This is a genomic window from Methanoculleus sp. (assembly GCF_035363275.1).
Classification (GTDB): Archaea; Halobacteriota; Methanomicrobia; order Methanomicrobiales; family Methanoculleaceae; genus Methanoculleus.
The window spans coordinates 1-11549 of sequence record NZ_DAOSET010000062.1; the positions used below are offsets into that span (position 1 = coordinate 1).

General features: G+C 64.7%; 16 protein-coding genes. 8 read left to right on the top strand and 8 right to left on the bottom strand.

Annotated elements, in window-relative coordinates:
* Positions 1 to 189: 189 nt before the first annotated feature.
* On the bottom strand, positions 190 to 738 hold the full coding sequence (locus PLN84_RS11215) for a transglutaminase-like domain-containing protein (RefSeq protein WP_292384138.1): 549 nt from the start codon (positions 736 to 738) through the stop codon (positions 190 to 192).
* Between the two features lie 185 nt (positions 739 to 923).
* The gene (locus tag PLN84_RS11220) at positions 924 to 2183 is read right to left on the bottom strand and encodes an NAD(P)/FAD-dependent oxidoreductase (RefSeq protein WP_292558947.1); all 1260 of its coding nucleotides are present in this window, start codon (positions 2181 to 2183) and stop codon (positions 924 to 926) included.
* Positions 2184 to 2237: 54 nt separating this feature from the next.
* Between PLN84_RS11220 and PLN84_RS11225 the strand changes: the two genes are divergently transcribed.
* Together PLN84_RS11225 and PLN84_RS11230 are read left to right on the top strand one after the other, a co-directional pair.
* Positions 2238 to 3266 carry a DUF2341 domain-containing protein gene (locus tag PLN84_RS11225; protein WP_292384136.1) on the top strand — a complete coding sequence of 343 codons (1029 nt, stop codon included), beginning with the start codon at positions 2238 to 2240 and terminating at the stop codon, positions 3264 to 3266.
* Between the two features lie 14 nt (positions 3267 to 3280).
* On the top strand, positions 3281 to 3733 hold the full coding sequence (locus PLN84_RS11230; protein ID WP_292558948.1) for an LEA type 2 family protein: 453 nt from the start codon (positions 3281 to 3283) through the stop codon (positions 3731 to 3733).
* Here the strand turns inward: PLN84_RS11230 and PLN84_RS11235 are convergent, their stop codons facing one another.
* Positions 3734 to 4318, bottom strand: a complete 585-nt coding sequence (locus PLN84_RS11235; protein WP_292384133.1) for a CDP-alcohol phosphatidyltransferase family protein — start codon at positions 4316 to 4318, stop codon at positions 3734 to 3736.
* A gap of 140 nt (positions 4319 to 4458) precedes the next feature.
* Here PLN84_RS11235 and PLN84_RS11240 point away from each other — a divergent pair, with 140 nt between their 5' ends.
* Positions 4459 to 5841 (top strand): ATP-binding protein, encoded by a 1383-nt coding sequence (locus PLN84_RS11240; protein ID WP_292384132.1) that lies wholly within the window; start codon positions 4459 to 4461, stop codon positions 5839 to 5841.
* Between the two features lie 49 nt (positions 5842 to 5890).
* Here the strand turns inward: PLN84_RS11240 and PLN84_RS11245 are convergent, their stop codons facing one another.
* The 4 genes from PLN84_RS11245 to PLN84_RS11260 form a co-directional block, all read right to left on the bottom strand.
* Positions 5891 to 6745, bottom strand: coding sequence for an arsenite methyltransferase (locus PLN84_RS11245; RefSeq protein WP_292384130.1), 855 nt, complete (start codon positions 6743 to 6745; stop codon positions 5891 to 5893).
* A gap of 15 nt (positions 6746 to 6760) precedes the next feature.
* Positions 6761 to 7042 carry an HgcAB-associated protein HgcC gene (locus PLN84_RS11250; RefSeq protein ID WP_292384128.1) on the bottom strand — a complete coding sequence of 94 codons (282 nt, stop codon included), beginning with the start codon at positions 7040 to 7042 and terminating at the stop codon, positions 6761 to 6763.
* 124 nt (positions 7043 to 7166) lie between these two features.
* Positions 7167 to 8342, bottom strand: a complete 1176-nt coding sequence (locus PLN84_RS11255) for an FAD-dependent oxidoreductase (RefSeq protein WP_292384127.1) — start codon at positions 8340 to 8342, stop codon at positions 7167 to 7169.
* A gap of 89 nt (positions 8343 to 8431) precedes the next feature.
* Positions 8432 to 8932: a rubrerythrin family protein gene (locus PLN84_RS11260; RefSeq protein WP_292384125.1), complete on the bottom strand. Its 501-nt coding sequence runs from the start codon at positions 8930 to 8932 to the stop codon at positions 8432 to 8434.
* Positions 8933 to 9020: 88 nt separating this feature from the next.
* On the opposite strand from PLN84_RS11260, the gene PLN84_RS11265 reads away from it, so the two are divergent.
* Complete coding sequence (locus tag PLN84_RS11265; protein WP_292384123.1) at positions 9021 to 9887, top strand: cation diffusion facilitator family transporter; 867 nt, start codon at positions 9021 to 9023, stop codon at positions 9885 to 9887.
* On the opposite strand, the gene PLN84_RS11270 is transcribed toward PLN84_RS11265, so the two are convergent.
* Positions 9879 to 10487 (bottom strand): flavodoxin family protein, encoded by a 609-nt coding sequence (locus tag PLN84_RS11270; protein ID WP_292384122.1) that lies wholly within the window; start codon positions 10485 to 10487, stop codon positions 9879 to 9881. The two genes, PLN84_RS11265 and PLN84_RS11270, sit on opposite strands and share 9 nt — an antisense overlap.
* Before the next feature lie 147 nt (positions 10488 to 10634).
* Between PLN84_RS11270 and PLN84_RS11275 the strand changes: the two genes are divergently transcribed.
* From PLN84_RS11275 to PLN84_RS11290, 4 genes are all read left to right on the top strand, one after another.
* Positions 10635 to 10865, top strand: coding sequence for a hypothetical protein (locus tag PLN84_RS11275; protein WP_292384121.1), 231 nt, complete (start codon positions 10635 to 10637; stop codon positions 10863 to 10865).
* Positions 10866 to 10887: 22 nt separating this feature from the next.
* Positions 10888 to 11013, top strand: coding sequence for a desulfoferrodoxin FeS4 iron-binding domain-containing protein (locus tag PLN84_RS11280; RefSeq protein WP_292384119.1), 126 nt, complete (start codon positions 10888 to 10890; stop codon positions 11011 to 11013).
* 5 nt (positions 11014 to 11018) lie between these two features.
* The gene (locus tag PLN84_RS11285) at positions 11019 to 11369 is read left to right on the top strand and encodes a carboxymuconolactone decarboxylase family protein (RefSeq protein WP_292384118.1); all 351 of its coding nucleotides are present in this window, start codon (positions 11019 to 11021) and stop codon (positions 11367 to 11369) included.
* A gap of 2 nt (positions 11370 to 11371) precedes the next feature.
* Positions 11372 to 11549: redoxin domain-containing protein (locus tag PLN84_RS11290; RefSeq protein ID WP_348532080.1), on the top strand; the 178-nt coding region annotated here is incomplete at its 3' end.

The following is an 11549-nucleotide window of genomic DNA, read 5'->3' on the forward strand; positions in this document are numbered from 1 at the left end:
GGAGGTTGATGAGCCAGAGCAGGATCACGCCCACGACGGCGTTGATGATGAGGCCCGTTACGCTCTTGACCAGCTTATAGAGGACATACGCGACGACGATGACCAGGATCAGGGCAAGGAGCGCGGTGAACAAGCTCATACTGCCCGTTTGGTGCGCCCGGTATTGAATCTTTCCGGGGGCGGCGGCACTCAGAGGTAACCGAGCGCTTCAAAGACCGGCTGGAGGCAGACCCCGTTGCCGGTCTTGACGCACCGGATCCCCGGGACGCCTTCATAGGCGCCCATCGTCCGGCCGTCGCCGAGCTCGACCCAGTCGTGGACGGCGATACCCTTCCCGAAGACCTCTACGTGGAGGGCGTCGGTCCGGAACGTCCCTGCGTCCCAGACCATCAGACCGTGGACCGGCCGGGCCGGGATGCCGTTGGAGCGGAGGACCTCCGCCCTGAGGAGCGCAAGGTCGGTGCAGTCTCCCGCCCTGCTGGTGAGGGTCGCGTTGAGGCCCACCGGGAAGAGGCGGGGGGTGCCGTCGACACAGGCGAACGTCGCCCGGTCCACCCGGTCGATGAGAGCGTCGGGGGAGGGATCCGCCGTGGGTGTAGAGAGAGCCGCAAACCGCTCGACCGAAGCCTCCGGGGCGGCACTGAGACCGGGGTCACCGGATCCGCCGTCGTAGACCAGGTGCCCCTGGGCGAGGAGGACGGAGAGGAGAAAGATCGCATGAATAGTGCTCCAAATCACGCTGTTGACTCAATATATTTTAATGCAACACAAAATATATCAGAGTATCTATTTTGTCACGGGCGGTTCCCGGGGAGATATGCCGTATCGCCGCGGCACCGGGAGGGAGCACCGCAAGGAGCCTCCGGGAAAGAGAGATCGTGGTAAGAAACCGGGGTCCCGGAAGGGATGCAGAACGAGCCCGGTCACCGTGACGTACGGGGGCCGGCGATATGCCGCGCGGCGAGCGCCGCGGTGGAGAACGCGGCCTGGATGTTGTAGCCCCCGGTATCGCCGTCGATATCGAGCACCTCGCCGATGCAGTAGAGCCCTTCGACGGTCTTCGACGCCATCGTTTTTGGGTTGATCCCCTCGAGGGCGACCCCGCCCCTCGTCGCCATCGCCTCATCGAACCCCCCGAGCCGGGCCACGGTGAACGGGAACTCCGCAAGGGAGGCGGCGATGGCGTTCCGGGCCTTCTTCGGGAGCCGGGCGCAGGTCTCTCCCGGCAGGACCCCGACGATCTCGAGCAGCCGCCGGACGAACCGCTCCGGGAGGGAGAGGTCGGCGAGGACGGTCTTCACCTGCCGGGCCCCGCCCGCCGCGACCGCGTCGGCGACGCGCTTTCGCACCTCCTCCGCGTTCATCCCGGGAAGGAACGTGACCCGGAGTTCGTCGCCCGGGAGGAGGGAGCGGGAGAGGTCGAGTATCCCCGGGCCCGAGAGGCCGGTATGCGTCAGCAGGAGGTCGCCGGTCTGCCGGCGGACACGCTTCCCGCCCCGGTAGACGGCGAGGGCGATATTCGCAAAGGATATCCCGGCCAGGTCGGCGAACGGATAGGCCCCGACGTAGACCGGGGCAAGCGCCGGGGCAACCTCCGTGACCGGCTGCCCGAGGGCCCGGGCGAAGGCGTAGCCGTCCCCGGTCGAGCCGGTGGCGGGGTAAGAGGCTCCCCCGGTGGCGATGACGAGCACCCCGGCCCGGACGGCCGCCTTCTCCGTCCGGACGATGAATTCATCGCTCTCCCGTTCCACGGTCCGAACCGGTTCGCCGCACCGGAGGTCCACCCCGCGGGCGGCGCACTCCGCGAGGAGGACGGCGAGGACGTCGGCGGACCGCCGGGTCTCCGGGAAGACCTTCCCCCCGGGCTCGGCCTTCATCGGAAGGCCGCGAGCGGCAAAGAAGGCGATGAGGTCCCGGTTCGTGAAGTTCATCAGCGCGGGCCGGAGGAACGCCCCGTGGTCGCCGTAGTGGGTGAGGAAGCCGGCGATCTCCCCGTCGTGGGTGATGTTGCACTGCCCCGACCCCGCGAGCAGGAGTTTTCGCCCCGGTGCAGGTTTCTTCTCGAAGAGGACCACGTTCCGCCCTTCCTCTGTGGCCCGGAGGGCGCAGAAGAGCCCGGCGGGGCCTCCCCCGATGATTACGACGGTGCTGCTCACGGTATACCGTGCTTCCTCCGGGAGCATCAGCATTGGGGTGCGCTACATGGATATAGGTCGGGGATGTAAGGGAACGCCACCATGGATAACGGCTGGATCGTTCTCATCGGGGGAGCCGTCGTGCTGCTCCTCATCGCCCCCGCGGGGGCCGTCCCGGCGCCCGCCGACGTCCTCGTCACGGATGCCTCCGGCATCACGACGACCGTCGAGACCTCCGCCCGGGAGCAGGAGATCTCGGTCGCGAACCCCTCCGGGGTCGACGGGCTTGCGGTCGCCTTCAACGCCACCTACCTCCCGGGGATGCGGCCGGACTTCGCCGACATCCGGTTCGTGGACAGGAGCGGGACCGCCATCCCCCACTGGACCGAGAACGTCACTGACGGCGCTCACGCCCGCGTCTGGCTCGCCCTCCCGGCGAACGCGACCGCGATCACCATGCTCTACGGCAACCCGGCAGCCCGGGACGCGAGCGATCCCGACGCCGTCTTCCTCTTCTTTGAGGACTACGAGCGGGGCAACCTCTCGCGGTGGTCGTTCTGCGGTTCCAGCGCCATTGTCCAGTCGGGGGTCGTCCGCGACGGCGCATACGCCGGAGATATCAACGTCTCCGAGCCCGACCTCCGGCACCTCGCGAACAACCGGGTCTGCCTTGCGAACATCTCCTCCGGGCCCATCGTCATCGAGGGCGACTTCCGGGTCAGCGAGTTCGGGCGGTGGTGCGGCTCGGGCTACCTCCAGGCCTGGAACGAGACCGACCGGCTCTACGCCTTCCACCTCCGGAACGGCTCCATGCAGCACTACGACGGCACCCACCGGAACTTCTCCGCCGATGCCCGGGCAGAGACCGATACCTGGTACCACGTCAAAGTCATCCTGGACCCCCAGAACGCCACCGAAGACGCGTGGGTGGACGGCGAGCACCTCGGGCAGGCGCCGCTCCGGTTCGCCGACGGAGCGCCGGTCCCGGCCGGGACGGTCTTCACCGACGTCGCGCTGATCGGGTCGTCCGCATGGGCCTCCGGCGACCCGCACCACTTCTACGCCGACAACATCGTTGTTGGGAGGTTTTCCCCCGTCGAACCGGTGCTCTCCTATGGAGGGAGCTCATAAAGGGGGCGAAAGGCATGCGATCTCTCGCCGTCATCGTCGCCGTCCTGCTCTGCAGCGCCGGGTGTGCGGCCCCCCCGCTCCAGGAGCCGACCGTCACCGTCGAGAACGTCACAGTCGAGAACGTCACCCTGCAGAGCGTCGACCTCTCGCTGCAGGTCACCATCGAGAACCCCAACCCCATCGGCGCCACCCTGAACCGGGTCGCGTTCAACGTCTCCTTCCTCGACGATGGGCAATGGGTCTTCCTCGCGCACGGGGAGCGGGGAGGGTTCTCCGTCCGGCCGCGGGGGACGACCACCGTCTCGATCCCGGTGACCGTCGATAACCTGCGGCTTGTCCAGGCGCTCCTCCAGGGTCTCTCGGATGGGGCGATCACGCTCCGGGTGAGCGGAACGGGCGTCTTCGACTACGGCATCGCGACCTTCGAGGTCCCCTTCGACCGGACGACGGAGGTGCAAGTGGCCTGATCAGGGGCCTGGACCTGCCGCCCCCCGGACAGCGAGGAGCCTTCGCACCGCGGTGGCGTTCGTGCCGACCGCGAGGAGGATGAGCGCCGGGAGGATGAAGCCGGTGACGAGGCCGGCGATGATGACCGCGAGCCGTTCCGGCCGGGCGAAGAGGCCGGCCCGGCACGCGATCCCAAGCCCCTCAGCCCGGGCCCGTGCATAACTGACCATCAGCGACCCGATCGCGGCGGCGAAGGCGGCCTCGATGCCCCAGGGGGTTCCTGCTCCCGCGTAGTAGACGAGGAGCCCGGCGTAGACCGCCGCCTCGGCGTAGCGGTCCAGGAACGAGTCGAAGAACGCGCCGAAGATTGAAGTGGCGCCGGTCACCCGGGCGAGCGCCCCATCGAGCGCGTCAAAGATGCACGACGCGGCAACAGTGACTCCGGCAAGAAAGAACGATCCTGAGGCGCAGAGGATGCCGGCACCGGCCATCCCGAAGAACCCGAGCAGGGTGAGGGTGTTCGGGGTCGCCCCGGTCCAGGCGACGAGGCCTGCCACCCGAGCGAGCATCCCGTTCGTCCTCGCCCGGAGATGCTCCTCGATCACCCGGCCCGCTCCCCGGGGAGGAGAACCGCAAGTGCCCCCGACCGATCCATGGCGGGGAATCGTCGTTCTCAGAGATAAGGGTGTCTCCGGGCGACGGCACCATAATGATTATATTTATAATAATTATATCAATAATCACTATGAAGTTTTATGGCAGGGAGCGGGAACTCCAGCTGATGGAGCACCTCTACGCCCGGGCCCCCTCCTTTCTCGTCGTCACCGGCAGACGAAGGGTTGGCAAGACCGAGCTGATCAGGGAGTTCTGCAGGGGAAAACCGGCCCTCTACTTCTATGTCGATGCGAACAAGAGTATCGAAGCCCTCATGGAGGAGTTCTGGAGGTTGACGGCAGAGGCGCTCGACCTCCCCGCCTACATCAGGGCCGACACTCCAGAAGCACTTCTGGAGTTCCTCTTCTCCTACGATCAGCCCCTGATCGTCGTCTTCGATGAGTTTCAGCGGTTCCTCAAGATCCACCCCTCGTTTATCTCCCAGATGCAGCGGTTCTGGGACACAAAGAGGCAGAACGCGTACCTCTTCATCATCGTCTCGGGTTCGTCGGTCGGGATGATCCGGGAGATCTTTCTCGAAGGAAACGCCCCCCTCTTCCGGCGGGCCGACAACATCCTGACGCTTCGTCCGTTCGGCCCCCGGGAGTGCCTTACGATCCTCGACGACCTGGGTGTCCGGGACCCGGCAGAGCAACTCGACCTCTACCTCCTCTTCGGCGGGACGATCTACTATTACACCTTCCTTGAGAAGTATGAGTGCACCGACCTCGATAGCGCCCTCGATCGACTCATCCTGAACGACCTCGCTCCCCTCCGCCGGGAGATGAGTGATGTTGTGATCGAGGAGTTCGGGCGGGAGCACGCGACCTACTACGAGATCCTCGCTGCTATCGCCATGGGGAAGAGAACCCAGAAGGAGATTGCCGACGTTGTTCGCCTCCCCCCGACCTCGCTCCCCCCGTACCTGCACGACCTTGTCGACCTCCTCGGGGTCGTCGATTACCGGGTCCCGGTCACCGAGCGGGGAAAACGCTCGAAGATGGGCAGGTACGTCTTTGCGGACAACTTCTTCCGGTTCTATGCGCACTACATCTATCGGAACATGAGCCTGTACGAGAGCGGCCGCTTCGACCTCTTAAAGGACCGAATCCTCCGGGAGTGGCGGGGTTTCTCAGGCCTGGCCTTCGAGGAGATGTTGCGAATCCTCCTCGCCCGTGACCTCGAGAAGGGGTACGAGGAGATCGGCCCCTGGTGGAATCGCCGGGGGGACGAGATCGACCTTCTCGCCCTTGGCCCGGAGGGGAACCTCGCCGTCGAGATCAAGAACCGCGACCTCTCGCTTTCCGAGGCGCACGGCATCCTTGCCACCCTGGAGGAGAAGATACCTCTCGTGAAGGCCCTTGTCCGGCCGACGACCACCGGCATCGCTGCCCGCACCATCGAGGGCAAGGCAGCGCTTCGGGCCGAAGGATTCTACGTTGCGGACCTCGAAGACCTCGGGATCGAGAGGTAGCCCCCCTCTCCCGGGGGACCGGGAGAGGCCCGCGTAAAAACGGAGCGGGTTACCGCGTCCCGCCGCAGGTGCAGGTGCAGCCCGCCGGTTTCCTGGCGGCGACCTTGATGCTCACGATGCTCTTCTCAAGCGACGCCCTCCCGCCCTCATTGAGGGCCACGCCCTCGAGGATCGCGGCGAGGTCCGGCTCGCTCACGATATGCTCGAGCGGGAAGACCGTCTCACCCTGGACCGTGACCTCCGTAAAGCCCGCACCGGCGATATGGCCGAGGTATTCGGTCTTGAGCAATGCTCCTGCAACGCAGCTGTTGTAGAGGAGCGCCGAGTCCCGGACCTCTGCCGGGAGCGGTGCCGCGAGCACGATGTCGGAGACCATGAGCCTCCCGCCGGGGCGGAGGGCCCGGAACGCCTCTCGAAAGACCTGCGGTTTATCGGGGGAGAGGTTGATGACGCAGTTCGAGATGACCACGTCGACCGAGGCGTCCGCCACCGGCAGGTGCTCGATCTCGCCGAGGCGGAACTCCACGTTCGTGCGGCCGCCGCGCTTCGCGTTTTCCCGCGCCTTATCAAGCATATCGTGCGTCATGTCGACCCCGATGACCCGGCCCGCCGGGCCGACCCGTTCCGCCGCAAGGAAGGAGTCGAACCCCGCCCCCGACCCCAGGTCGAGGACGACCTCCCCCTCCCGGAGAGAGGCGAGCGCCACCGGGTTGCCGCACCCGAGCCCCAGGTTCGCGCCCTCCGGCACCTGTGCGAGGTCTTCCTCCGAGTAGCCGAGCCCGAGACTCACCGAATCTGCCGTCATACCGGTGCCGCAGCACCCGGTGCTGCACCCGCACCCGCCCTGCCGGGCAACCTGCCCATAGGCGGTGCGCACCTGTTTGTGAATGTCTTCCTTCTTCATATCGATACCTCCCGGTCAGTCCTGTTCTCCTCTGCCTGCGAGATCTTCCGCCATGGGAGAGAGCAGCGTCGTCACCATGCCGTTGAAGTGGCTCGCCTTGATCAGCGTGATGCAGCAGACGTCCCCTTCCTTCTCCCAGAAGACGACCGCAAGCCGGTCGCCGGGTGCGATCCCCGCACGGTCGCGGATCTCCTTCGGGAGTACCACCTGCCCCCGTGCGTCGACGCTCACGACCGCCTCGATCGTGCAGGCCCCGGCGCAGGAGGACCTTCGCTCAACGTTTGGAGTATCTTCCATACTGCTCACGGATCAGGGTTGGCACCCTGAGCATATAGACATTCTGAATATTCAGAAATTTCTGAAAATACTGATGGCGGTGGCCACCGCCGGGGTGAAGCGGGGGGATGGACCCCCGCGGCCTTCACGCACAGACGGTCTGTTCTTCTCCCCGTTCGCTCTCGAGATACTCGTGTGCCGAGAGCGCCGCCTTCGCCCCATCCCCGGCGGCGACGATGATCTGTTTGGCCTTGACGCAGGTCGCGTCCCCGGCCGCAAAGATCCCGGGAACGTTCGTGTGACCGTTCTCGTCGATGAGGATCTCGTTGCGCTCATTCAGGGCCACGAGGTCTCCCAGGAACCGCGTGTTCGGCACAAGCCCGATCGCGAGGAAGAGCCCGTCCACGTCAAGGGCCGTCTCCTCCCCGGTCTCGTGGTCGCGGATCGTGATCCCGGTCAGGGCCGCCTCACCGTGGAGCTCCGTCACCTCATGGTTGAGGAAGGTCCGGATACCCGCCTCCTCGGCCCGGGCAACGTAAACCTCGTCGCACCGGAGGGCGCTCCGGGCGACCAGAACCACGGACCTCGCGAACTTCTTCATCTCGATGGCGGTCTGGAGTGCCGCGTTGCCGCCGCCGACGACGGCGACGGGCTTATCACGGAAGAGCGGGGCATCGCAGATCGCACAGATGGAGACGCCCCTCCCCATCAGCCGGTCCTCACCCGGGAGCCCCAGTCTCCGGGGTTCCTTCCCCGAGGCAAGAATGACCGTCCGGCAGCGGTAGACGTTCTCCGTGACCATCCGGACGACGAAGGAGTCGTCCTCTCGCTCGATGCTCCGGACGCTGTCGAGCTCGAGACGGACGTCGAGCCCCCGGACCTGCTCCTCGAACTTGTGGAGGAGTTCCCCTCCCGAGATCGTCGAGAACCCCATGTAGTTCTCGATCGCCCAGCTCCAGGCTGCCTGGCCGCCGATGTTCTCCGCTATGACGACGGTCTTCAAGAGTTTCCGGGCGGAGTAGACCGCGGCGGTCAGCCCGGCAGGTCCTGCGCCCACGATGGCGACATCGTAGACCGCCTTCCCGATCGGCGTTCCGAAGAGTTCCTTGAGCCTCTTCGTATCGAACCCGACGATCACCTCGTCGCCGAAGACGGTGACCGGCACCCCCCGCTGTCCCGAAACCCGGATCATCTCCCGGGCCGCCTCGCGGTCCTTCCCGACGTCGACGTGCTCGTACTCGACGCCGTGCTTCCGGAAGAACGTCTCGACCATCCGGCAGTAGGGGCAGCTCTCCGTTGTGTAGACCTTCACGCCTGCCATGGAAGTTGAGTATCTCAGGAGCCCTATTTATGTTATGAGGGTGACCGGCCCGCAAAACCCGGGCGCAACGGGGAAGACGAAAAAGAGAGTTACTGGATCTCGCGGAACATCCGTGCCGGAACCCCGCAGATCGGGCACTTCTCCGGTGCCGCCCCGATCTCGATGTTGCCGCAGACCGGGCAGAGGTAGATCGCCCCCACGTCGAGGTCGTTTCCTTCCCGGACGGCCTCGAGCGCCTGGAGGTAGAGGTTCGCGTGCACCTCTTCGGCCTTCATGGCGTGGGTGAAGACGATCGCGGCCTCGTTCTTCCGCTCCTTCTTCGCCTCGGCGACGAACGGGGGATACATCTCCATGAACTCGTGGTTCTCCCCCTCCATCGCACCTTTGAGGTTCTCCTCGGTGCTCCCGACGGCGTTCAAGATGAAGAGGAGGCGCTTTGCGTGGATGGCTTCCGCCTCGCTCGCCGCCCGGAAGAGTTTTCCTACCGTGGGGTAGCCCTCGGCGGCTGCTTTCTCGGCAAAGACCGAGTATTTCCTGTTCGCCTGGGACTCCCCGGCATACGCGTTCTGAGCGTTCTCATCAGTCGGCATAGATGGATCATTTCGAAAAGGGTCCTATTAAACCTTTCACCACTATCGCCGGAAACCCTATCCCGGGGGAGCGCCACTACCGGGAGGCATGCAAGGTAACCGGGTGCAGCGAGTCTTCATCCTCGTCCTCGCGCTGAATCTTGCCGTTGCACTCGCAAAAGCGATCTTCGGCCTGCTCGCCGGATCGGTGAGCATGGTGGCCGATGCCTTCCACTCGGGGTTCGACTCGTTCTCAAACGTCGTCGGGATCGTCGCCCTCTACTTTGCAGGGAGGCCTCCCGACCCGGAGCATCCCTACGGCCACGGCAAGATCGAGACGCTCGGGACGCTCGTCATCGGGGCGATGCTCCTCCTGACCGCGGCAGGGATCCTCTATGAGGGGTACCGGCGCCTCATCGTCCCGGTCACGCCCGATATCACCGCGGTCACCGTCGGGGTGATGCTCGCGACGCTCGCGATCAACATCGCCGTCTCCACCTACGAACGTCGGCGCGGCGAAGAGTACCAGAGCCAGATCCTGGTCGCCGACTCCCAGCACACCAGAAGCGACGTCTTCGTCTCCGTCGCGGTCATCGGGGGATTTATAGCCGTCAGGCTCGGGTTCCCGGCGGCCGACCCGCTCATCGCGTTTGCCATCGGCCTCCTCATCGCGAGGATGGGGCTTTCGATCCTCTACGACGCCGCACAGGTCCTCACCGACACGATGAACCTCCCCTGCGACCCGGCCCTCATCCGGGCGGTGGTGACGGACACTCCCGGGGTTGCCGGGTACCACGAGTTCCGGTGCCGGGGCAAACCGGGGGAAATCTTTGCCGATATTCATATCGTCGTTGATCCGGGCCTCCCGGTCTCCCGCGCCCACGATATATCCGAGGAGGTGGAGCGGCGGCTCAAAGAGACGGTGCCGGGGCTCGCTGAGGTCGTCGTCCACATCGAGCCCGACACCTCACGGTGAGGGGTTGCCGCCGGCAAGGAGGTGCCCGAGTTCACGCCCCTTCCGGTAGGCGGCTTCCATCACATCCGGCCGCGTGGTGATATCCTGGATAGTGTCCATATCGTTCTGGAGCACCTTGCCCCAGAGGGGGCAGTCGATGATCTCCCCGAACGCATGAGCGGTCATCAGGACCCCATCAAAGACGTTCGGGATGTTCATCCCCGCGATCGATATGAAGAGCATTTTGCGCTCTTTTCGCCGTTCGGGGGAGATGAAAGAGTGATTCCGGTGGTATTTGGCCATGTAGAAGACCTGGAACCGGTCGATGAAGGACTTGAGCCTGCCGGGGATGCCCATCGTCATCACCGGCGTCGCGACGATCAGGCCGTCCATCTCCCGGAACTTCCGGAAGATCTCCGTCATCTCGTCCTGGATCAGGCAGGTCTCGCTCCCCTTGCACTGGAAGAACTCCATGCAGGGCAGGACATCCATCTGCGCGACCTCGATCTTCTCGACCTCGCACCCGGCGTCCCCGGCACCCCGGATAGCCTCCTCGAGGAGGCGAGCGGTGTTTCCGTCGAGGATCGGGCTCCCGAGCAGCGCGATAACCTTCTTGGGCATGGTGCAGGGTTATGCACGACCCTATTAATAAGATGCGGGCTCCCCGGGTACGGGCCCGGATAACCGGACACCCCCCCCGATCCGGTGCTTGTCAGGTTGACAACTGCTAAATACCTTGAAATAATAGTAACAGTTCGGTGATTTTCTGTGGTTGAACCAGGAACCAGCAAAACAGCGAAGGCAGGAGAGAAGCCGGGCCCCGGCCGCTACATCTGTATCGACTGCGGGCGAGAAGTCCGTGTCGACAGCACCGATGCGGACCTCGTCAAGTGCCCGACCTGCGCCTGCGAAATGTATAACTGCTTCCCGATGACCCACATCCGGCCGGATATCAAGACCCCGGAAGACGTCATGAACCCCCCGGAAAGGAAGAAATAATCAGAACTATGAGGTGAGAAGGATGGTGAATGTCTCGGCAAAAGGACAGGTCTACCATTGCGAGATCTGCGGAAATGTGGTCCAGGTGATGGAGGCCGGCGGCGGAGAACTGGTCTGCTGCGGCGAGCCGATGGTGCTTGAGGAGTGATCGGCATGGAAGAGAAGAGACTCGAAGAGAAGATCGGGAAGGTTCCCGAGATCTTCAAGGAGCTGAAGCAGACCGACCCCGACCTCTATGGGAAGGTCATGGGGCTCGACCAGGTGATCTGGGCCGACGGCGCCCTCTCGAGACAGACGAAGAAAGTCATCGCGATCGCAATCGCCGCAGCACTCCGGGACGGACACGCCGTCCGGGCGCAGATGGCCGGTGCCGCGAACCTCGGCGTATCGAAGGAAGAGATCGAGGAGGGGCTTCGGGTTGCGTTCCTGCTCGCGGGGATGCCGGCCTATGTCCACGGCAAGACCGCTCTCGAGGAGTACCTGGGCAACCGCCCGAGGAGATAGTCATGGAACCCGAAGCAGTACTCCAGATGCCGGTTATCGGGGAGAAAGCACCGGAGTTCGACGCGCTGACCACCCAGGGACGCCTGAAACTCTCCGATCTCAAGGGAAAGTGGGTCATCCTCTTCTCCCACCCGGCCGACTTCACGCCGGTCTGCACGACGGAGTTCATGGCGTTTGCCG